21 protein-coding genes and 1 tRNA gene are annotated in these 22,919 nt (G+C 38.7%); 19 read left to right on the forward strand and 3 right to left on the reverse strand.

Going from position 1 to position 22,919, the window contains the following annotated elements; translation table 11 throughout:
• The first annotated feature begins 138 nt into the window (after positions 1–138).
• Entirely contained in the window at positions 139–423 is a 285-nt protein-coding gene (locus tag BMY50_RS27255) for an ISAon1 family transposase N-terminal region protein (RefSeq protein ID WP_238383730.1), read from the forward strand.
• Entirely contained in the window at positions 416–1,399 is a 984-nt protein-coding gene (locus tag BMY50_RS27260) for an ISAon1 family transposase (RefSeq protein ID WP_202907815.1), read from the forward strand. Before BMY50_RS27255 ends, BMY50_RS27260 begins: the two co-directional genes overlap by 8 nt.
• Before the next feature lie 131 nt (positions 1,400–1,530).
• Here BMY50_RS27260 and BMY50_RS27265 read toward each other — a convergent pair.
• Positions 1,531–1,604, reverse strand: a tRNA-Arg gene (locus BMY50_RS27265).
• A 208-nt stretch (positions 1,605–1,812) separates the two neighbouring features.
• Between BMY50_RS27265 and BMY50_RS27270 the strand changes: the two genes are divergently transcribed.
• Positions 1,813–2,640 (forward strand): alpha/beta fold hydrolase, encoded by an 828-nt coding sequence (locus tag BMY50_RS27270; protein ID WP_238383907.1) that lies wholly within the window; start codon positions 1,813–1,815, stop codon positions 2,638–2,640.
• Here the strand turns inward: BMY50_RS27270 and BMY50_RS27275 are convergent.
• Positions 2,637–2,825, reverse strand: a complete 189-nt coding sequence (locus BMY50_RS27275) for a hypothetical protein (protein ID WP_093332922.1) — start codon at positions 2,823–2,825, stop codon at positions 2,637–2,639. The genes BMY50_RS27270 and BMY50_RS27275 overlap by 4 nt on opposite strands.
• A gap of 315 nt (positions 2,826–3,140) precedes the next feature.
• On the opposite strand from BMY50_RS27275, the gene gap reads away from it, so the two are divergent.
• The 3 genes from gap to BMY50_RS27290 all read left to right on the forward strand — a co-directional run bounded on the left by gap (position 3,141) and on the right by BMY50_RS27290 (position 6,078).
• Entirely contained in the window at positions 3,141–4,142 is a 1,002-nt protein-coding gene (gene gap, locus BMY50_RS27280) for a type I glyceraldehyde-3-phosphate dehydrogenase (RefSeq protein ID WP_093332925.1), read from the forward strand.
• Between the two features lies 1 nt (position 4,143).
• On the forward strand, positions 4,144–4,584 hold the full coding sequence (locus BMY50_RS27285; RefSeq protein ID WP_238383908.1) for a GNAT family N-acetyltransferase: 441 nt from the start codon (positions 4,144–4,146) through the stop codon (positions 4,582–4,584).
• A 303-nt stretch (positions 4,585–4,887) separates the two neighbouring features.
• Complete coding sequence (locus BMY50_RS27290) at positions 4,888–6,078, forward strand: phosphoglycerate kinase (protein WP_093333003.1); 1,191 nt, start codon at positions 4,888–4,890, stop codon at positions 6,076–6,078.
• A gap of 55 nt (positions 6,079–6,133) precedes the next feature.
• Here BMY50_RS27290 and BMY50_RS27295 read toward each other — a convergent pair whose 3' ends face one another.
• The gene (locus tag BMY50_RS27295; protein WP_093332928.1) at positions 6,134–6,442 is read right to left on the reverse strand and encodes a BON domain-containing protein; all 309 of its coding nucleotides are present in this window, start codon (positions 6,440–6,442) and stop codon (positions 6,134–6,136) included.
• Between the two features lie 427 nt (positions 6,443–6,869).
• Here BMY50_RS27295 and mraZ point away from each other — a divergent pair, with 427 nt between their 5' ends.
• From mraZ to ftsZ, 13 genes are all read left to right on the forward strand, one after another.
• A complete protein-coding gene (mraZ, locus tag BMY50_RS27300; RefSeq protein WP_093332930.1) occupies positions 6,870–7,334 on the forward strand; it encodes a division/cell wall cluster transcriptional repressor MraZ in 465 nt (154 codons plus the stop codon).
• Positions 7,327–8,232 carry a 16S rRNA (cytosine(1402)-N(4))-methyltransferase RsmH gene (gene rsmH / locus BMY50_RS27305; RefSeq protein ID WP_093332932.1) on the forward strand — a complete coding sequence of 302 codons (906 nt, stop codon included), beginning with the start codon at positions 7,327–7,329 and terminating at the stop codon, positions 8,230–8,232. Before mraZ ends, rsmH begins: the two co-directional genes overlap by 8 nt.
• Positions 8,233–8,262: 30 nt before the next feature.
• Positions 8,263–8,676: an FtsL-like putative cell division protein gene (locus BMY50_RS27310; protein ID WP_093332934.1), complete on the forward strand. Its 414-nt coding sequence runs from the start codon at positions 8,263–8,265 to the stop codon at positions 8,674–8,676.
• Positions 8,677–8,684: 8 nt separating this feature from the next.
• On the forward strand, positions 8,685–10,766 hold the full coding sequence (locus BMY50_RS27315; RefSeq protein ID WP_093332937.1) for a penicillin-binding protein: 2,082 nt from the start codon (positions 8,685–8,687) through the stop codon (positions 10,764–10,766).
• Positions 10,763–12,226 (forward strand): UDP-N-acetylmuramoyl-L-alanyl-D-glutamate--2,6-diaminopimelate ligase, encoded by a 1,464-nt coding sequence (locus BMY50_RS27320; RefSeq protein ID WP_093332940.1) that lies wholly within the window; start codon positions 10,763–10,765, stop codon positions 12,224–12,226. Before BMY50_RS27315 ends, BMY50_RS27320 begins: the two co-directional genes overlap by 4 nt.
• A gap of 59 nt (positions 12,227–12,285) precedes the next feature.
• On the forward strand, positions 12,286–13,530 hold the full coding sequence (gene mraY / locus BMY50_RS27325) for a phospho-N-acetylmuramoyl-pentapeptide-transferase (protein WP_093332942.1): 1,245 nt from the start codon (positions 12,286–12,288) through the stop codon (positions 13,528–13,530).
• Positions 13,531–14,904, forward strand: a complete 1,374-nt coding sequence (murD, locus tag BMY50_RS27330; protein WP_093332944.1) for a UDP-N-acetylmuramoyl-L-alanine--D-glutamate ligase — start codon at positions 13,531–13,533, stop codon at positions 14,902–14,904.
• A 58-nt stretch (positions 14,905–14,962) separates the two neighbouring features.
• Positions 14,963–16,159, forward strand: coding sequence for an FtsW/RodA/SpoVE family cell cycle protein (locus BMY50_RS27335; protein ID WP_093333005.1), 1,197 nt, complete (start codon positions 14,963–14,965; stop codon positions 16,157–16,159).
• 11 nt (positions 16,160–16,170) lie between these two features.
• Positions 16,171–17,289: an undecaprenyldiphospho-muramoylpentapeptide beta-N-acetylglucosaminyltransferase gene (murG, locus tag BMY50_RS27340; protein ID WP_093332946.1), complete on the forward strand. Its 1,119-nt coding sequence runs from the start codon at positions 16,171–16,173 to the stop codon at positions 17,287–17,289.
• A gap of 13 nt (positions 17,290–17,302) precedes the next feature.
• Entirely contained in the window at positions 17,303–18,664 is a 1,362-nt protein-coding gene (gene murC, locus BMY50_RS27345) for a UDP-N-acetylmuramate--L-alanine ligase (protein ID WP_093332949.1), read from the forward strand.
• Positions 18,657–19,490: a cell division protein FtsQ/DivIB gene (locus BMY50_RS27350; RefSeq protein WP_093332951.1), complete on the forward strand. Its 834-nt coding sequence runs from the start codon at positions 18,657–18,659 to the stop codon at positions 19,488–19,490. Before murC ends, BMY50_RS27350 begins: the two co-directional genes overlap by 8 nt.
• Before the next feature lie 2 nt (positions 19,491–19,492).
• Entirely contained in the window at positions 19,493–20,827 is a 1,335-nt protein-coding gene (ftsA, locus tag BMY50_RS27355) for a cell division protein FtsA (protein ID WP_093332954.1), read from the forward strand.
• Positions 20,828–20,964: 137 nt separating this feature from the next.
• The gene (gene ftsZ / locus BMY50_RS27360) at positions 20,965–22,659 is read left to right on the forward strand and encodes a cell division protein FtsZ (protein WP_093332956.1); all 1,695 of its coding nucleotides are present in this window, start codon (positions 20,965–20,967) and stop codon (positions 22,657–22,659) included.
• Positions 22,660–22,919: the final 260 nt, after the last annotated feature.

A 22,919-nucleotide genomic window follows, 5' to 3' on the forward strand; every position in this document is an offset into this window, starting at 1 on the left:
GGATCAAGTGGAATTCTTGGGGGGAAATTTAAATAATTCTTAGTTTAGCGTTATTAAAGAATATATACCTTGCAAGACGCCGAACGTAAACTTTTGACTTTATTAATGCCCGAGGGGCTATTAGATTATTTCGATATCATGGAAGTAGTCCAGAAGGACAAAGGGCTCCAGATCCACCTTGATGAAAAGAATATCGCCCCATCTGGATATGAAAGTGTCCAATTGGAATCAAAAGGCTTTATGCCACCTTCGGAGATCAAAGACTTTCCTATTCGCGGTCAGAAAGTTACCCTTCATATTAGACGAAGACGCTGGCTGGTTCTGGAAAGCGGGAAAATCATTACCAGAGACTGGAACCTGGTTCGCCAGGGCGCTCGAATGACTACGGAATTCGGGCTTTTTTTAAAGGGGATATTTGGATAACTATCCCATCAGTGCCCATCTTTTAGGGCTTTTCTTCCAGTTGGATGGCAAACAGCTTCAGGAACAATATAAGAACCATCTTAGCGACTTTCATGACTGGGACCAGAAACCCCATGCTGAACACTGGACCGTGTTCCCGGGGAATATATCAGAAAAGCTGAGTATCGATGAGACCAGTTTCAGCAATGGCGAACTCTATACCATTGTAAGCAGCAAAGCCGCCAAAGGAAGAAAAGGAACCGTGCTGGCGACCATTAGGGGAACAAAGGCGGAAGATATCATCCATGCCCTGGAACGTATCCCTTTGAGAATGAGGAACAGGGTCAGGGAGGTTACTATGGATATGGCTCCCAATATGGCAAAGGCAATCCGTCGATGTTTCAGGAACGCCAGACGGGTGATAGACAGGTTTCATGTACAGAAACTTGCTTATGATGCCGTTCAGGAATTGCGCATCAGATACCGTTGGGAAGTGTTGGATGATGAAAGCAGGAAGATCGCAAAGGCACGTAAGGAGGGTGTTCCCTACGATCCTGAGCTGCTACCCAACGGGGATACGCTCAAACAGCTCCTGGCCAGGTCGAGACATCTGCTGTTCAGGCATCCTACAAGATGGACAGAAAGCCAGAAACATCGTGCAGAGCTGCTTTTCTTACGCTTTCCCCTACTTAAAAAGGCATATGATCTGGGGATAGCATTGGGAGATATCTTCAATAAATGCAAGAGTAAAGAGGGCGCTTTTACCAAACTCGGCCTATGGCACAATCAGGTGGAAAATTCCGGAATAGCATCTTTCCAAAGCGTGGCCAGATCTATTGCGGCACATCATCCCAATATCCTGCATTACTTTGATAACAAGAGTACCAATGCCTCTGCCGAATCTTTCAATGCTAAATTGAAAGCTTTCAGAAGCGTATTCCGAGGTGTCAGAGATACTAAATTCTTCCTATATCGGGTAATGAAATTGTATGCTTAAAGTATCCCCCCAAGAATTCGGTATGATCCGAAATTAAGCTATCAGTGACGCGCGAAGCAGTCTTATTAATAGTAAGTTAGAGGCGAAAAAAAACGGGACAATTAGCGATTTCTCGAAAATGTCCCGCGAGGTGCACTTGAAGGGAGTCGAACCCCTAACCTCCTGATCCGTAGTCAGGTGCTCTATCCAATTAAGCTACAAGTGCGTTCTGAATTGGACTGCAAAGATAGGAACGATTATGAAATATCCAAAATAAATAAATAATTTTTGAGATGTTTTTTTGTTGAAATTTTTAACTGATTGATTTATTGTAAGAAATCTTATTGTGTCAAATTTATCTATGGTAAATAATACCAGTTCAATTGGAATGATTTAAGATATGACAAACTTATTTCTAGCTTTGCGGTTAATAAATGATGAGGAATGATCTTTCTATGCAAAGAAAAAAAGTAAGAATTGGTGATATTAGTATATCCTATTTATTAAAAGAGCCATCCGTCGCAGACAAGACAATTATATTTATCCATGGATTTCCGTTCAATAAAAATATGTGGATTGATCAGCTTGCATCTCTTCCAGCAAATGTACGCGGGATAGCCGTTGATGTACGGGGGCATGGTATGAGCACAATTGGACATGGATACTTCAGTGTGGATGTTTTTGCAAAAGACTTGATTGTATTTGTTGAAACATTAGGATTGGAGCATGTCGTCCTCTGCGGTATTTCTATGGGTGGCTATATTGCTCTTCGCACTTACCAACTGGCTCCGACGCTTATTATCGGATTAGTTTTAGTCAGCACAAATTCTCAGGCAGATACTAACGAGGCAAAAATTAAACGGTTTGATACCATACAATCTGTATTGAAATATGGAAGGCGAACTTTTGCAATAGGTTTTGTGAAAAATGTTTTCTCTGAACAAAGCCTTATGACAAAAGTGGATGAAGTAGAGCTAATAAGAAGCAGTATACGACGTAATGATGTCAGAAGCATTTGCGCTACCTTATTAGCGCTTGCCTCTCGTACTGATACTACCGATAGTTTGAAAGAAATAACCGTTCCTTGTCTGATAATAAGAGGCGAGTCAGATAAGCTTATGACCGCTAATCAGGTGGAAATATTAAAAGAGGGCATTGTTCAATCAGAGTTGTTGATTATGAAAGGATGTGGCCATCTTCCAAATCTCGAAGACCCCAATGTTTTTAATATTGCGCTTAACAAATATTTGACTAGCGATTAACTATGGGTGTTATGCTTTGTTGGAGGTTGTTCACTATATTCCTTTTTCTTTGCTGGATTGCCCATTGATGCACTTTTTTTACGATAACCACTGTCCTTAATGTTTTTTACTGATTTATTGTCGGCCACTTGTTTTTGATCAGAGTCAGCCGGTTCATATTTTTCTTTTTTCGCAGGACTTTTCATGATTTCAAGAGATTAATTTACTTTATTTTAACAGTAAAAACATATCATTGTTTGAGGCATAGGTAATGATATTTGCTAACTTTGTTTGCCAACTTAATATAGAGTATTACAAGCTGTGGGTAAACTCCCTAGAGATTTGCAGGGATTATTCAATTGTAATTATTAAACGAGATTTTTGTTAAACTGAGTAAAAAGACAAGCTGGTATTTGCGGAGGAGTGGATGACTTATGATGATTGGAGTAGCGCTAAGGCAGATCGCGATAGAAAAGATTCGTAAAGACATTTGAGAATATATAATTAATGAAAAACCATTCATGAAAATTGCTATTAATGGATTTGGCCGTATTGGCCGTAATACCTTACGTAATATAATACTGAGAAATGCAGATGTAGAAATAGTTGCAATAAATGATCTTACAGATGTACAGACATTGGCGCATCTTTTTAAATATGACTCAGTTCATGGACCCTATAGCGGTGAAGTCAATACAGAAGAAAGCTACTTGATCATAGATAACCGGCGTATAGCAGTGCTTAACGAAAAAGAACCTGCTAAACTACCGTGGAGAAATTTAGAAGTCGACGTGGTCATCGAATCTACAGGCAGATTTACAACATTAAAATTGGCAGAAGAGCATTTAAAAGCAGGTGCTAAGCAGGTGGTTATTTCAGCCCCTTCAGCAGATAAAGAAGTGCCAATCGTAGTGTTGGGAGTAAATGACGATATCATTGATTTATCAACTAAAGTGCTGTCAAATGCTTCTTGTACCACCAACAATGTAGCGCCTTTAATAAAGGTGCTCGATCGCAATTGGAAGATAATAGATGGATATATTACCACGATACATTCTATGACGGGCGATCAAAATTTACATGATGCACCCCATCGTGATTTAAGAAGAGCAAGGGCAGCATCTGCGTCTATTATACCAACTACTACAGGGGCGGCAAAAGCTGTAACGAATGTCTTTCCACACTTAGAGGGGAAGTTAGGGGGAGCAGGCGTTAGAGTACCGGTACTTAATGGGTCGCTAACAGATTTTACTTGTATTCTCGAAAGACAACCTACGGTTGAAGAAATCAATGCGGCATTTGAAAAGGCCTCTCTCACCGATTTAAGGGGTATATTACAATATACTGAAGACCCTATAGTATCCATTGATATTATAAATTCACCCTATTCTTGTGTTTTCGATGCTTTACTTACTTCCGTTGTTGGTGGTTTGGTAAAAGTAGTAGGCTGGTACGACAATGAATTTGGTTATTCCAATAGGTTAATAGATCTGTTGGTTAAAATGAAATCTATTAGACGATAAGATGATTGTGAAATTTATTCCCCCGGAAGAAGTTCTTCCATTAAGAAGCCAGGTCTTGCGTGATGGTAAGTCTTATGAATACTGTGTGTTTGACGAGGACGCAAGGCCGGACACCTTTCATCTCGGATTAATTGATGAAGAGGATGATGTGCCAAAATGTGTCCTTACTGCTTTTCCTCAGGCGAGAGATGGTTTTGCTGGAATAGGGTATCAATTAAGAGGAATGGCTACTCATTCAGATTTTCAAGGAAAGGGGCTGGGTAACCAGTTGGTCAATTTTTTGATTGTTTATCTCCGAGGCCAGGGAGCTTCTTATGTATGGTGTAATGCGCGTGAAGCTGCCTTCCGTTTTTACCAAAATTTAGGATTTGAATTTATTTCTGAGAATTTTGAGGTTCCTGGTATAGGAACACATCGCGTCATGTATTTGCAGATAAATTAGACGTTTGTTCTAAATATTGTACAAATTTTCTAAGTTTGTTGCAGAACGGTTAAAAAATATTGTTCTTGAAAATTTTACCTAAGCAAAAAAATAAAAATATATGTTTGAAGCCACAATAAGCTGTCTTCAATGCATTTTAAACAATTTATTCAAATGAACCCGACATGATTAAAATAATTGTTAAACACATAGGGTAACGATTATTTATTCACGGATTTTAAGACGGCTTTTGCGTTCATGAGCCCTTCGGGGCTTAATTATCAAAGGCTCTATCTGACCACTAAAAAAACAAAAAATATACAAATGAAAACTATTGACGATTTAAATTTTTCCGGGAAAAAAGCGCTAATCCGTGTTGACTTCAATGTTCCGTTAGACGATGATTTTAATATTACCGATGATAACCGTATAAAAGGAGCAAAACCAACCATAGAAAAAATATTGAAGGATGGTGGGGCAGTTATTTTGATGTCACATTTAGGACGTCCAAAGGATGGGCCTACAGACAAGTTCTCTTTAAAACATATAGTTGACCATTTGTCTAAGGAACTCAACGTAAATGTACAATTTGCTGATGACTGCATTGGAGTTGAAGCAAAAGAAAAAGCTCAAAACCTGAAAGCTGGAGAGGTGCTCCTGCTTGAAAACTTACGTTTTTACAAAGAGGAAGAAAAAGGTGATGAAGCTTTCGCTGAAAAATTAGCGGCCTTAGGAGATATTTATGTAAATGATGCCTTTGGTACTGCTCACCGTGCGCATGCCTCTACTGCTGTAATTGCAAAATTTTTCCCGCAGGCTAAATATTTTGGTTACTTGATGGCTGCAGAGTTGAAAAATGCTGAAAAAGTATTAAACAATCCGGAAAGACCGTTTACAGCTATTATGGGAGGCGCTAAAGTTTCAGATAAACTTGAGCTTATCGAAGCTTTATTAGCAAAGGTCGATAATCTCATTATAGGCGGTGGAATGGCATATACGTTTGTAAAAGCAAAGGGAGGAGAGATCGGCCAATCGTTAGTTGAGCTTGATAAGCTTGATTTAGCAAATAGTTTAGTGGAAAAAGCAAAGGAAAAAGGCGTTCAATTGATTTTGCCTGCTGATTCGCAGATTGCTGATAAATTTGCTAATGATGCCGTAGTTTATGATGGGCCAAACGATAAGATACCCGCTGATAAAATGGGCTTAGATATAGGGACAGCATCCGCAGCTGAATTCGCTGATGTTATAAAGTCATCTAAAACGATTTTATGGAATGGGCCTATGGGAGTGTTTGAGATGGATACCTTTGCAAAGGGAACAAGAACAGTTGCAGAAGCTGTAGTTGACGCAACAAAGCAAGGTGCGTTTTCTTTAATTGGCGGAGGAGATTCTGCTGCAGCCGTTACTAAATTTAAAATGACGGATGATGTAAGCTATGTAAGCACAGGAGGGGGAGCTTTGCTGGAATATATGGAGGGGAAAGAATTGCCTGGAGTAAAGGCGATTAATGAATAAAATTATTGAAGAAGAGGGATGTTTAGCATCCCTCTTCCTGTTATTCCCTTTTGCATTAAGGCATACTCGTAGTGTCTACTGCTGTTTGGACTTTGTGTGCAATTGTAGCATTGTTTACTACTGATTTAATTCCCTTAATACCTCTTGCGGTTGCTTCTGCCTCTTTCATGTGTTCTTCGTCAGGAAATGTTCCAGTAAAAGTAACAACTCCCTGTGTTACATCCACCTTAGTGCCAGGTAAAAGCACATATTCTATCTCTTGTTGGGCCCTTTGATCTTTTAACTGTTTAGAACCACATGATGTTAACCCAAAACATAAACTCATTACTATAATGAGCATTATGCATAATCGATTGAAGTTCATGGTTTACTCTTTTAATTAGCTTAAATAATTGGCCGCTCTTCTTTTGGTTTTATTGTGGTGTTGCGGTTTTCTTGTATTACAATTGGATAAGCAAAAAGTTTTAATAAGGAGCGATTTTATATTTCTAAGGAATAGATACCATATTACAATTTTAGAGATGTTACAAAGCAATGCTCGTTTCTTAAGAAAAATTTAAGTGCATGACATTTGTCTCTAGAGAGGTCTCTACCTATCAAAATGATCAATAAAACCTTTTCTGATATGATTTTTTCCGATTAAAAAGCTCAATAAACTGTGTTTGCTAAGGGGCGCTTTTTGTGAGCTGGTGGGAGAAAATAACCTGTGGAAAACTTTTTTGTGGGAGAAAGTGGGAGAAAGTGGAAGATTTATCTAATTTTACATTTGATTATTTGGATAAACTGTATAGATGGCTCACTTTCTCGGTGAATGTGAATGTAAGCTAGATACCAAAGGAAGAATGGTATTGCCTGCCAGCCTCAAAAAGCAAATGCCTGAGGTTGAACGGGAGGGGCTTGTTATAAATCGAGGACTGGAAAGTCATCTAGTGATATATCCAAGAAAGGAATGGGATAGGATTATGGACGAGTTGAGTAAGCTTAACACCTTCGAAAAAAAGACCCGGGAATTTGTGCGAAAGTTTATGAGGGGAGCTACCGAGCTTAGTTTAGATTCGGCAAATAGAGTATTGATTCCAAAAGCCTTATTAGAGTATGCTAACATAGATGCGGAGGTGGTGCTAGCGAGTCAGTTTAATAAAATAGAGTTGTGGGCAAAAGATGTTTATGACGCACAATGGGATGATGAGGGGGATGATTTCGCTGCATTGGCTGAAGAAGTAATGGGGAATTTGAAAAGGAGGGGGGATGAATAAGGTTTATCATGTGCCGGTAATGTTGAAGGAATGCGTTGAGGCATTGAATATAAAGCCTGATGGAGTGTATGTTGATGTAACATTCGGTGGGGGGGGGCATTCTCAAGAAATTTTAGCTCATTTAGGCGATAAAGGAAAGCTCTATGCATTTGACCAAGATCCTGATGCACTTGCTAATGCTTTTCAAGATGAACGATTTGCGTTGATTCATCAAAATTTTCGTTTTTTGAAAAATAACCTGCGGTTACAAGGGGTTAAACAAGTTGATGGAATTTTGGCGGATTTAGGTGTGTCTTCTCATCAGTTTGACGAAGCAGAGCGAGGTTTTTCTATACGTTTTGATGCTTCTTTGGATATGCGAATGGATCAGGTGAGTGATATCGATGCTAAAAGGGTGATTAATACCTATTCAGAAAGTGAATTGCATCGGATATTCGGCATGTATGGAGAAATACAAAATGCGAAATCTCTAGCAAAGGCGGTTGTGACAGCTCGTTTGACGAAGCCTATTAATAGGGTGGCTGATTTAAAGCTTGCAATTACAAAGCTGGTTCCTCGAGGGAAAGAGAATAAATACTTTGCGCAACTTTTTCAGGCTTTACGTATTGAGGTAAATAAAGAACTAGAAGCACTCCAAGAATTTTTGGTACAGGCGGAATCTGTTTTAGCTCCCGAAGGGCGGTTGGTGGTGATGTCTTATCATTCATTAGAGGACAGGCTGGTAAAAAATTTTATGGCGAAGGGGAAGTTTAAAGGGGAAGTGGAGAAAGATTTTTATGGGAATGAAATTAAGCCTTTTAAGTTAATTACGCGTAAAGCTATTACTGCGTCGGTAGATGAGATTAATACCAATAGTCGAGCGCGAAGTGCAAAGTTAAGAGTGGCTGAGAAGTTGTAAATGATTTTTTAATATTACGAGCTAACGACCATGTTAAACAAGTATAAAAATGCAGCGTTAACGGAAGAGCAGCAAGAGGTATTGAGTGATGAAGTAGAAGCAAAGGCGGGGGCTTCCGAAGAGTTTCTGAAGTCATTACTATCTCCCAGAGGATTCTCATCTGCCCGAGCAGTGGCAGCGGTTCCATTTATTGCATTTTTAGCTTTTTTGGCTATTATATATATCGCAAATAGGCATTTAGCAGAAGATACGGTACGTGAAATTGATACAACGACTAGGGAGGTGAAGTATTTGAGTTGGGAATATAAATCTTTAAAGGCTGATTTGATGCTTAAAAGTACGCAGAGCGAAGTGGCGCAGAAAGTGGATACTGTTGGACTTAAGGCGCTTATAGCGCCACCTAAAAGGATTATTCTGAATGCTGTAGATAAAACGGAAGAATAAATATAATAATGAATATTAGAACAGATATATTATTACGGGTTTACCTCTCCTTTGGAGCAATGGTAATTTTTGCTGTAGCCGTATTATATAAAATGTTCAGCTTACAGGTTGTAGAAGGAACGCATTGGCAAGCAATGGCCGATAGCCTTTCAACACGATATCAAACAATTGAAGCAACAAGAGGCAATATTTTTTCGTCAGATGGCAGCTTGTTGGCTACTTCAGTTCCTGAATATGATGTGCGGATGGATATGGTGGCTCCAGGAATTTTAGAGGACGATGTGTTTTATGCCAAGGTAGATTCTCTTGCCGCCAGTTTGGCAACATTTTTTAAAGATAAATCCGTAGATCAATATAGGCGCTTGCTTAGAAAAGCTCGTAAAGATAAAAATCGCTATTACTTGGTGAAGCGAAATGTAAGCTTTCAAGATATGAAAGTAGTTCGCGCATTTCCGATTTTTAATTTGGGTAAGTACAAAGGGGGATTAATTGCGGAGCAGAAGAACAAGCGTATTATGCCATTTAAAACTTTGGCGGCACGTACTATAGGGTATAAAAATGAAAATGTACAGCCTGTTGGACTGGAGGGGGCGTATGCTGAATACATGGATGGTGTGAGCGGCAGCCGATTAGTCCAACGGATAGCGGGTGGCAGCTGGATGCCTATCAATGAAGATACAGAGGTGTCTCCTACTGATGGTGCCGATATTATATCAACTATTGATGTTAATATGCAGGACGTTGCGCAAAAGGCGCTCGAAAAACAATTAATTGCAAGCGATGCAGATAATGGATGCGTTATTTTGATGGAGGTGGCTACGGGGGAAGTGAGGGCCGTTGCCAATTTCACGAAGGTGGAAGAGGGTGTTTATAAAGAGAAATTTAACTATGCAGTAGCTCAAAGTGCAGAGCCTGGATCGACATTTAAATTGGCGTCTTACATGGCTGCTATTGAAGATGGCAAAATTGATACGAGTGATATTGTAGATACTGAAGACGGAACATTTACTGTTTATAGGAAAACAATCCGAGACTCTCATCATGGCGGCTATGGTAAGATTTCGGTAAAAAGAGCTTTTGAAGTTTCGTCTAACACAGCAATTACTAAACTTATTTATCAAAACTATAAAAACAATCCGGCTGCTTTTACTTCTCGACTGCATAAAATGCACCTAAATGATAAGCTTGGGCTGCAAATACCGGGAGAAGGTGATCCTTTAATAAAGACGCCTAAAAGCAGGTCATGGAGCGGCCTGAGTTTGCCACAAATGGCCTATGGTTATGAACTGAAAGTGACGCCTTTACAAATGCTAGCTTTGTATAATGCCGTGGCTAATAATGGTAAGATGATCGCTCCCTTGTTTGTAAAAGAAGTTAGAAGATTAGGGAATACCGTCGAAAAATTTGAAGCAAGGGTAATTAATGAAAAAGTTGCGTCGGATGAAACGCTGGGCAAAGTAAGAGGGATGTTGGAGGGAGTAGTAGAAGAAGGAACGGCTAAAGTGTTGAAAAATTCATTATTCAAAATGGCGGGAAAGACGGGAACTGCGCAAATGGCGGATGGTGCTGCTGGATATAAAACAAATAGAAGATACCAAGGCTCTTTTGCGGGGTATTTTCCTGCGGATAATCCGAAGTATTCCATGATTGTGGTGGTGCAGAATCCTAGAAAAGGTGGTTATTATGCCATCAGTGTTGCTGCTCCGGTATTTAAGGAAATTGCCGAAAGAGTGTATGCCGGCGATACGCAAATGTATCATGATCTTAATAATTTAAAATTCACCTCGGCATATGGAACGCCGCAAATAAAAAATGGTTTTTTAAAGGATAGTCAATACGTTTCTAACGCCTTTGGCTTAAAAGCGAATCAGCTTCAAAGTGATACTGCCAAACATTTTGTTGCAGAAGAAGGCATTGTGGAAGGTAAAGTTCCTGATCTGAAGGGGATGGGGTTAAAAGACGCCATGTTTCTTTTGGGAAACGTAGGGATGAAAGCCTTGGTGAAGGGAAAAGGTAAAGTGGTAAGACAATCTATTAATCCCGGGGAGATTGCAAGTAGAGGATTGCCAATAAATATTGAATTAGAATGATCGCGTTGTCTAACATATTAAATGGTATTACGGTAAAGCATACTATCGGAAGTATGGACAGGGATATTCATGCAATTTGTTTTGATTCTCGTAAGATCGTTCATAATGATCTTTTTGTTGCAGTAAAAGGTACCGTGACCGATGGACATTTATTTCTCGACAAAGCGATAGCACTTGGTGCAACAACTATTATATGCGAGGATATTCCAACTATTATCAATGATCATATTACTTATATTCAAGTAGATGACGCTGCTTATTGTTTAGGATTAGCGGCTGCGAATTTTTATGGAAATCCTTCATCACAGCTAAAGTTGGTAGGTGTGACGGGCACTAATGGTAAAACAACAGTGGTGACCTTATTACATAAATTGTTCATTGAACTGGGCTTTCATGTGGGATTACTTTCTACCGTGCAAAATCAAATTAATGGTAACGTTATCGAAGCAACGCATACAACACCAGATCCGATAGCGCTTAATTTACTTTTGCGGCAAATGGTTGATGCCGGGTGCGACTATTGTTTTATGGAGGTGAGTTCTCATGCTATTGTGCAGCATAGAATAGCAGGGTTAACATTTGTAGGGGGTGTATTTACCAATTTAACACATGACCATTTAGATTTTCATAAAACCTTTGATGCATATATCAAGGCGAAAAAAGGCTTTTTTGACGTGCTGGATAAGTCGGCCTTTGCATTGGTAAACGTAGATGATAAAAATGGTACCGTGATGCTGCAGAATACAGAAGCTTATAAAAAGACATACGGCTTAAAGAATATAGCAGATTATAAGGGCCGAATAATAGAGAGTCATTTCGATGGTATGCTGATGCAGGTAGAAGGAAAGGAAGTTTGGACAAAGCTGGTTGGGACTTTCAATGCCTATAACTTACTAGCGGTATATAGTGCTGGAGTACTGTTAGAGCAGGATAGTATGCGTGTGTTGACGATACTAAGTAGGATCACCGGTGCTGAAGGACGCTTTGATACACAATTGGCAAATAATGGGATAGTAGGAGTTGTAGATTACGCCCATACGCCAGATGCGGTAGAAAATGTATTACAAACGATTGTGAACCTGCGGAAGAATAAAGAACAAATTATAACAGTATTAGGCTGTGGCGGGGATAGGGATAAAACTAAACGACCGGAAATGGCGGAGGTTGCTGCGCGATTAAGCGACAAAGTTATTTTAACTTCCGATAATCCTAGAAGTGAAAACCCTCAACAGATTATTCATGATATGGAGCAGGGAATTCCTAATGACAAAAAACGGAATGTGTTTGCTATAACGGATAGGTACGAAGCTATAAAGGCGGCAGTACATTTAGCTCAGCCACATGATATAATTTTAGTAGCAGGAAAGGGGCATGAGAAATATCAGGAAATAATGGGAGTTAAGAAAAACTTTGATGATAAAGCTGTTCTGAGAGAGCTTTTTGATGAAATTATTAATTAATAATCATGCGTAGCTAATGAAAGGCACTAATTTGGGCAAGGATAAAATATAACTAAGGGATGCTGTACTATTTGTTTACATATTTACATGATCATTTTAACCTACCGGGCGCTGGGGTGTTTCAATACATTTCTTTTCGCTTTGGTTTGACCGTTATATTGTCTCTTATTATCACAACTGTTTATGGCGGGAGATTAATTAAATTATTGCGTAAAAAACAAGTAGGCGAGACGGTACGGAGTTTAGGTTTGGAAGGGGAGTCAAAAAAGCAGGGTACTCCAACAATGGGCGGACTGATTATTATTGCAGGGATCTTGATTCCTACTTTGCTGTTTGCCAAGTTGGAAAATGTATATGTAATCCTCATGATTATAGCAACTGTTTGGATGGGTGCGGTTGGGTTTTTAGACGATTATATCAAAGTGTTTAAAAATAATAAAGAAGGACTGGCAGGAAAGTTTAAAGTTGTTGGACAAGTGGGACTTGGGGTTATTATTGCATGGACAATGTATTATCACCCATCCATAGTGAGTAGGCAAAAGGTTAATGGGCCTATTAAAGGTGCCAATATTCAAATGCAGCAAAACTTTGATGGAACGAAGAGTTATTATAACGTAGAAGTTAAATCTACAAAAACGAACATCCCATTTTATAAAAACAACGAGTTTGATTACGGTAAGGTGCTGAGCGTCTTTGGTGTGAAAGATGGGAAATATGCTTTTTTGGTTTTTCTGGTTTTTGTGGTCTTTATTATTACCGCGGTGTCGAATGGTGCCAATATTACTGATGGGATAGATGGTTTAGCTACCGGTACTTCTGCCGTTATTGGTGTAACGCTGGCGATATTGGCTTATGTGTCTGGTAACAGCATTTTTGCAGATTATCTCAATATTATCTATATACCGAATTCTGGTGAATTGGTTGTCTTCGCTGGTGCGTTTGTTGGTGCATGTGTTGGGTTCTTATGGTATAATTCATACCCCGCTCAAGTATTTATGGGAGATACAGGTAGCTTGGCTATTGGTGGTATAATAGCCGCCTTCGCTATCATGATAAGGAAAGAGTTATTGATTCCAATATTATGTGGTATTTTTTTGGTTGAGCTGCTGTCAGTAATTATGCAAGTTTCTTATTTCAAGTATACAAAGAAGAAGTTTGGAGAAGGACGAAGGATATTCTTGATGTCTCCTTTGCATCATCACTATCAAAAAAGAGGATATCATGAATCGAAAATAGTTACGCGGTTTTGGATTGTGGGAATTATTTTGGCGGTCATAACAATCGTTACATTAAAGGTGAGATAAATGGAAACGCTTGATACAAATAGTAGTAAGGTAAAACCTAAATTAATTGTGCTAGGAGCAGGGGAGAGTGGTGTGGGCGCAGCGGTTCTAGGAAAACAGCAAGGTTTTGAAGTATTTGTGTCTGACAGCAGTGAGATAAAGCAAGGTTATAAAGAGCAGTTAAAAAACGAAGGAGTGCGTTATGAGGAGAAGCGGCATACGATAGAAGAGATGCAAACTGCAGGTTTGGTTATTAAGAGTCCGGGTATACCAGAGACAGCTCCGGTAATAAAATATTTACGGGAGAAGGGTATTCGTGTTATTGGAGAAATTGAATTCGCAGCACAGTACACAAAAGCTAAAACAATTTGCATTACAGGGTCAAACGGAAAGTCTACCACCACGATGTTGACTTACCACATACTCAAAAAAGCAGGATTAAATGTTGGTTTGGCTGGTAATATTGGTAAAAGCTTTGCTTTGCAGGTCGCCACAGAGAAGTTTGACATTTACGTTTTGGAAATAAGCAGCTTCATGTTAGATGATATGTATGATTTTAGGGCAGATATTGCAGTATTATTAAATATTACGCCAGATCATCTTGATCGCTACGACTATAAGATGGAAAACTATGCGAATTCCAAGTTTAGAATAACTCAAAATCAGCGGAGCGAGGATGTTTTTATATACTGTCAAGACGATCCTGAGACATTAGAAGGACTTAAAAGAATAAAAATAAACGCTTCCATGTACCCCTTCAGTCTGAAAGAGAAGGTGGCGCAGGGAGCTTATTTAAATGAACAAAACGAAATTATAATAAAGGTACCAAATCACGAAAATTTTATCATGTCTATTAACGATTTAGCATTACAGGGAAAACACAATGTGTATAATAATATGGCTTCTGGAATTGTAGCCAAAGTTTGGGAATTACGTAATGAAACTATTCGGGAAAGCATGGGAGATTTCGTAAATATCCCGCATAGATTAGAACACGTATCTCGTATCTCGGGAATAGAATTTATTAATGACTCTAAAGCAACCAATGTGAACTCGGTTTGGTACGCCTTGGAGAGTTTACCTGGTAAAATAGTTTTAATTATGGGGGGAGTTGATAAAGGGAATGATTACAACATGTTGAAAGAAATGGTGCAAAAAAAAGTGAGAGGGATTGTTTGCCTAGGTAAGGATAATAGAAATATACACAATGCTTTTGAAGAGGATACGGAGGTTATTGTGAATACTGCAACGATGAGTGAGGCTGTTCAGATAGCTTATCATATTGCACAAAAAGGTGATACAGTTTTATTATCACCAGCTTGTGCCAGTTTCGATCTATTCAAAAATTATGAAGATAGGGGCGATCAATTTAAAGCTGCTGTTAGAGAGCTTTAAACGGGGGAGAGGTTAAGTGGACAATTGTTTGGATGAATGTACTTAACAAGTAAAGATGATGGAAAGAGTTTTTAAAAAGCTTAAGGGTGATAAATGGATTTGGATCATAGTGATTCTCTTGTCAGTCTGGTCAATATTGGCTGTTTATAGTTCAACAGGCACTTTGGCATATAAAGAAGGTCATGGAACAGAAACATACCTGATCAAACATTTTACTATAATCTTTGCAGGTCTTGTATTAATGTACTTTTCGCACTTGCTTGATTATCGCTATTATGCAGGAATATCCAAAATCTTAATGATTATTACGATTCCCTTGCTTTTATATACGTTGTTGTTTACAAACTCCGTTAACGATGCTAACAGGTGGGTTACCATTCCTGTTATTAATCAAACATTTCAAACATCTGACATGGCTAAATTGGCGCTCATAACGTTTTTAGCGCGGATGTTAACACGTAAGCAAGAGAATATAAAGGATGTAAAAAGTGCTTTTGTACCCATTATGGGTTCTGTTTGTGTTGTTATCATATTGATTGCCATTGCAAATATGTCTACAGCTATCATGCTTTTCGCGGTGAGTATTTTGTTATTACTAATTGGCCGTATCAGTGTAAAACAAATAGCTTACGTTAGTATAGCAGGTGTTTTTCTATTGACCTTAGTAGTGCTATTAGGCCCTAGGAGACAAACATATATATCAAGGGTCGAAACTTTTATGGGTAAAGGCGAACCTGACCCGGATAAGGAGTTTCAGGCAACACAAGCAAAAATAGCCATTGCAACGGGTGGATTATTTGGAAAGGGACCCGGTAATAGTACACAACGTAATTTACTTCCGCATCCTTATTCTGACTTCATTTTTGCGATAATAATTGAAGAATATGGTGCCGTAGGGGGAGTTGTTTTGGCCGCTATGTACTTGATCCTTATGTTCAGGTGCATTCGAATAGTAACACAAAGCCCCAAAGCTTTTGGGGCATTACTAGCTGCTGGTTTGGGTTTTAGTTTAACTATTCAGGCTTTTGGCAACATGGCAGTAGCGGTTGGTTTAGGGCCGGTGACAGGTGTTCCTTTACCGCTGGTTAGTATGGGTGGAACTTCTATCCTGTTCACTAGCGTAGCATTCGGCATTATTTTGAGTGTAAGCAGAAACATCGAAGAACTTAAACAGAAGGGACAAGGTAAACTCCCAAATGATGATAGAAAAGTAAAGGATAAGGTAATTGTTGGTGAAATTCCAGCAATGGCATAATAACTGGTATTATGGGAAATCGTTTAAAAAGAGTCATAATAAGTGGTGGAGGGACAGGGGGCCATATCTTCCCTGCTATCTCTATTGCAAATGCATTAAAACGTTTAGTCCCTGATATAGAAATATTATTTGTAGGAGCGAATGGTAGGATGGAGATGGATAAGGTGCCTGCAGCAGGTTATAAAATAATTGGCTTAGATATACAGGGGATAAACAGGAAGTCGCTTTTAAAAAATCTCTTACTGCCTTTTAAACTATGGAAAAGTATTACAAAATCCAGGCAAATTATAAAGGATTTTAAACCGGATGTAGTAGTAGGGGTCGGCGGGTACGCTTCTGGTCCGCTACTTCATGCTGCTGGAAGAATGAAAATACCTTATTTGATTCAGGAGCAGAATTCTTATGCTGGTGTAACAAATAAGAAATTGGGTAAAAACGCCGCTAAAATTTGTGTTGCTTTTGAAGGAATGGAACAATTCTTTCCAACTGACAAATTAATAAATACGGGGAATCCGATACGTAGAGAGGTGGTGGATATTGCTGGAAAAGAATTTGAAGCAAAGGAGCTATTGGGGCTGGACAAACAAATGAAAACTGTTTTGCTCACGGGTGGCAGCTTGGGCGCGCGTACATTGAATAATTGTATGCTGGAAGGACTGAATAAGCTTAAAGATGCCCAGATACAAGTGTTATGGCAATGTGGTAATTATTATTATAAAGAATTAGCAGCGATAGTAGAGAAAGGAGCTTATGAGCACGTGCATTTAAAGCCCTTTTTGCATCGCATGGATTTGGCATATGCGGCGGCAGATATAATAATAGCACGTGCCGGTGCAGGAACTATTGCTGAATTGTGTGCGGTAGGTAAACCTGTAATTCTTGTGCCATCTCCCAATGTAGCGGAAGATCACCAGACAAAAAATGCACAGGCTCTTACGGTTAAAGAGGCAGCGGTAATGATTAGTGATATAACAGCTAATGAACAGCTAATTGACGCTACAATCGATTTGAGCAGAAATAAAGATAAATGTAAAGAGCTTTCTTCGAACATAAAAAGATTGGCAAAATTAGATGCAGATATGGTTATAGCTAGAGAGGTACTGAAATTAGTTGAAGGGACAGTGCATTAATGATAACGAAAAAATGAATATATCAAACGTTAGACAGGTTTATTTGATTGGAATTGGCGGCATTGGAATGAGCGCTTTAGCCAGGTATTTTAATCACTTAGGACTGTTAGTGTTTGGTTATGATAAAACAGCATCATTTTTAACAAGACAATTATCGGATGAAGGTATAAAGATAACTTATACTGATAGTATAGAAGAAATCCCACTGTCGTTTAAACAGCTATCTCAAGAAAATCTGGTTATATATACGCCTGCTACTCCGAAAGATTTAAAGATTAGCACCTTCTTTGTCGAATTAGGTTATAGATTGTTTAAACGCTCAGAAGTATTGGGTTTAATCAGTGAAAAGTATTTTACCATAGCAGTAGCGGGTACACATGGAAAAACCACTACTTCTAGTATGATTGCTCACATTTTGACAGATAGTGGATTTAAATGCGCAGCATTTTTGGGTGGGATTGCTGCAAATTATAATAGCAATATTTTATTTGCCAATAGTAATCTTTTGGTGGTAGAAGCAGATGAATTTGATCGATCATTTTTGACACTCCATCCTAATATTGCTGTGGTGACATCTACTGACCCTGATCACTTGGATATTTACGGAGATTTAGACCATATGTTAGAGTCGTTTCACCTGTTTATCCAGCAGGTTTCTGCAGATGGTAAACGGATAGTAAAGAAGGGACTAAGTTTACCTTTTGATCTGACATATGCAACTAGTAGTGATGCTGATGCCTATGCGTCCAATATTGAAGTACGAGATAGATCTTTTTATTTTGATTATCGGCATAATAAGAAGGATGTCATTATTGAAAATATTCTTCTTGGCATAGCAGGTAAACATAATGTAGAGAATGCTGTAGCCGCGATTACCGTTGCTTTGGAATTAGGAGTAGAGAAGACGTTAATAAAAGATGCGCTCGCTTCCTTTAAAGGTGTTAAAAGACGATTTGAATATATTGTGAATCAAGATGATGTGGTGTTTATAGATGACTATGCGCATCATCCTGAGGAACTGAAAGCTTGTTTATTGGCCGTTAAAAGCTTATTTCCTCGAGAAGAAGTAACCTGTATTTTCCAACCGCATCTATTCTCGAGAACGCGAGATTTTGCTGCTGGTTTTGCAGAAAGTTTAGCGTTGGCTGATACACTAATACTCATGGATATCTATCCTGCGCGGGAAGAGCCTATCGCTGGAATTACATCAGATTGGTTATTGGAAAAAGTTGAAATAAAAAATAAAATGAAGCTTGATAGGGAAGAGATTTTAGCTTATATAAAACAAAATAAACCAAAGGTAACGCTTACCGTTGGAGCGGGAAACATCGATTTATTAGTAGCTCCCATAAAAAAAGTTTTAACAAATGTTTGATACACTGAAAAATATCAATTGGCGAAAGATACGCTATATACTAAGTTGGTGTATAAGTGTTACAGGCCTTTTAGTGTTAATGAGTTTTATCAATGCAAAAAAGAATGGGCTAGACTGTAAAAATATAAAGATCATCGTTCCTGGCACACAGGCTTTTGTGTCGCAAATGGATGTTTTTGGTATTATAGAAGAAAATAATGGTGCATTAGTTGGAAAACCATTAAAGTATTTACCGTTTCAAGAGATAGAGGATAAATTAAAGCTGAATCCGTTTATTAAGCAAGTGAGGGTTTTTTCTGATATGGACGGAACAGTAAATGTGAAGATCGAACAAAGAGAAGCAGTGTTAAGAATTATAAATAATGTTGGAAATGACTTTTATATTGATGATGCTGGTGTGAAATTTCCAATATCTAAGCTTTACGCACCGCATATAACAGTGGCAAATGGAAATATTACGGAACGTTTTGACGGCAAGCAAGACACAATAATGTCAAAGACAGTAAAAGATCTGTATAAAGTAGCTACATTTTTAACAACAGACTCTCTTTGGAACAGTCAGGTTGAGCAGTTATATGTAAATGAAGAACGCGACATTGAAATAGTGCCAAGGGTTGGGAATCAAAAAATAATTCTAGGAGATGCGGATTCGTTAGAGAGAAAGTTTGGTAAACTTCTAGTATTTTATAAACAGATTGTTCCTAAAGCTGGATGGGGAACCTACAAGTCGGTTAATCTGAAGTTCTCGAATCAAATTGTCTGCGAGAAGGCAGATAGCATAATAAAAAAAGAAAATAACAATAAACAGCATATTAATACGCATTAGACATGGAAAAACGAACAACTAATACGAAAGATGCTCCAATAGTTGTAGGACTAGATATCGGTACCACGAAGATTTGTGTAACAGTGGGCCGTAGGAGCGGGCATAACAAGATTGAAGTACTTGGAATTGGGAAAGCCGAATCTCTAGGGGTAAGCCGTGGAGTGGTAGCCAATATTCAGAAAACTGTGACAAGTATCGTTAAAGCTGTCGAGGAGGCAAGCGCCCAGTCAAATGTGGATATTAAAGTTGTTAATGTAGGTATTGCTGGTCAACATATTAAAAGCTTGCAACATCGGGGTATTTTGACGAGAAGAGACGATAACGAAATAGGTAGGAAAGATATCGAAAAACTAGTGGAAGATATGTACAAGCTTGTTCTTCCTCCTGGCGAAGAAATTATCCATGTGCTGCCTCAAGAGTTTACAATCGACAACGAGCCTGGTATTAAAGATCCTATTGGGATGGCAGGACGAAGAATGGAAGCAAATTTCCATATCATTTCTGGTCATGTTAGTGCTGTAAGAAATATTAAACGTTGCGTAGAATATGCTACTCTAGAAGCACAGGAGCTGATCTTAGAGCCTTTGGCTTCCTCTGAAGCCGTATTGAGCCCTGAAGAAAAAGATGCTGGAGTGGTGTTGGTTGATATAGGTGGGGGGACAACTGATGTAGCGATTTTTCACGAAGGTATCATCCGCCATACAGCCGTTATTCCTTTGGGAGGGAATATTGTGACGGAAGATATAAAACAAGGATGTTCTGTGCTGCGCAATCAAGCGGAATTACTAAAAGTTCGTTTTGGATCAGCTCTAGCAGATGAAAATAGAGAAAACGAAATTATCTGTGTACCGGGATTAAGGGGTAGGGAACATAAGGAGATCTCAGTGAAAAATCTTGCGTATATTATTCAAGCAAGAATGGAAGAAATTATTGAGCACGTTTACTACGAGATCAAATCTTCCGGTTATGAACGTAAGTTAATAGGTGGAATTGTAATTACTGGTGGTGGTGCACAATTGAAACACTTAGTTCAGTTGGTAGAGTATGTTACCGGACTTGAATGTAGAATTGGTATGCCTAATGAGCATCTTTCCAAAAATGAGGTGCTACCGAAAAACATATATGATGAGCTAAAAAGTCCTTTGTATGCAACCGGCATTGGCTTGCTGATAAAAGGAGTTGAATCGGTGGAGTATGATGAGGTTGAACATCCAGCTAAAAGCCAGGTAGTTAAAGGTATTGCTGAGGAGGGAAAGAAAACGTTCGGTTTCTTAGATAAGATTATCCGGTACATAAGTGACGACAATAAAATAGAAGATACGGATTATATTAAATAGTTTTCCACACCGGGTTATTTTTCCACATTATAAACAATTGTGGAAAACAATTGTGGAAAAAGTGTTAATATTACCATGCGAAAGTAACACGATTTTAAGATTAGGATACCACTCATTACGAGTAAATTAGGATAGTTATGAAATTTGAAATGCTTAAAGAACAATCATCTATTATAAAGGTAATAGGTGTTGGCGGAGGTGGTGGCAATGCAGTTAACCACATGTATAGACAGGGAATTAGCGGTGTGGACTTTATAATCTGCAATACCGATGCACAAGCATTAGAGTTAAGTCCGATACCTAATAAAGTTCAACTAGGTGCTAGTTTAACGGAAGGTATGGGCGCTGGTTCAGACCCTGATGTAGGTGAAAACTCGGCCATCGAAAGTATTGACGACATCAAACGGATGTTAGGCGTTAATACTAAAATGCTGTTTATAACAGCTGGTATGGGAGGGGGTACTGGCACGGGAGCGAGTCCTGTAATTGCTAAAGCAGCAAAAGAAATAGGTGTTCTAACGGTTGCTATTGTTACTACGCCATTTGCCTTTGAGGGTAAACGACGTAGAAATCAGGCTGAGGATGGTTTGTCAGAATTGCGAAAATATGTTGATTCTTATCTGGTGATTTCCAATGATAGATTACGTGAAATCTTCGGAAATCTTACAATGAGTTCAGCTTTTGCAAAAGCTGATGACATTTTAACTACTGCTGCAAAAGGTATAGCTGAGATTATTACGATCCCTGGTTACATCAATGTGGACTTCAAAGATGTGAGGACAGTAATGAATGATAGTGGGGTAGCGATTATGGGGAATTCAAAGGCAAATGGTGATGACCGTGCGCAGAAGGCTGTAGAAGGTGCTCTCGCATCACCCTTATTGAAAGATAGCGAAATTGAAGGTGCAAGGTATATATTGTTGAATATTTCTTCTGGTAGCCAAGAGGTTACTATGGACGAAATTTCAGTAATTACTGACTACATTCAGGAGAGGGCCGGCTTCACCGCTGAAATTATCTGGGGTAATTGCTTAGATGAAACCTTGGATAATGATTTATCTGTAACTATTATTGCTACAGGTTTCCAAACAACGGAAGAACGTAAGCAGGAGGAAAACAATAAAAAAATTGCTATACCATTGGAAGAAGAAAAGGTTCCTTTGGTTAGGCCAGTAAATCAGATTCTTAATAAGGAAAAGGAGGTTGAAACACCTGCTGCACCTGTACAGAATGCTGCACCGTCTTTTCAATTGAAAGTTGAACCAACAGCAGTACCTCAGGTTGATTTGTTCAGCGGTTTTAATAAATCGCAGAATCAAGCGGAAAATAGAGTAGCGCCAAAAAAGAATGAAGTGATTAGGCATACACTAATTGAAGAAGAACCGATTCCCGAAATAACCCCAAATACAGATGAGTATCAGTTAAAAGAGGCGGAAAGTGAATTTTTGTTTACTAAAAATCCTTCGGAAGATCAGCAGAAAGAAGCGGTGGAAAATAATATTGGCAAAATAGCTAATGAAGAACCACCTAACAAAACGGAGGAGCCTGTAGCAAAACAAGTAGATGAATACAAAACCGACGAAAGTATTGAAGAGCAATTAAGAAAGACGAAGGAACGGATCCTCAGATTGAAAGATTTGAGTATGAAGCTTAGGTCGACAAATGGATTGCAGGAGATTGAAAACGAACCTGCTTATAGAAGAAAGCAGAAGTCGTTAGATCAGGTGCCACATTCTTCTGAATCTCAAGTTTCCAGGTTTACACTTTCATCAGAGGATGGAATTACAGAAATACGTCCGAATAATTCTTTTCTACATGATAATGTTGATTAACAAATTATAAAAATAGGAAAATATAAAGCCGGATGAAGCTATTTCATCTGGCTTTTTTTGTAGTAAAAAATGCATAAAAGAGAAGTTTTTATACTCATTTTCAAAACGGTTCAGTTGAAAGTTGATATTAACAGCATGAAACTTTATCTTTGTGGAGGCTTAAATTCAGGTAGCGACTTATAGACGTGACTAATGAATTGCATCGCGTAGGATTTTATTACGCGGATATGGAAGGTGAATTTTACAAGATACGCTGTCCC

Origin of the sequence: Olivibacter domesticus (assembly GCF_900109575.1) — a bacterium.
GTDB classification, from domain to species: Bacteria; Bacteroidota; Bacteroidia; order Sphingobacteriales; family Sphingobacteriaceae; genus Olivibacter; species Olivibacter domesticus.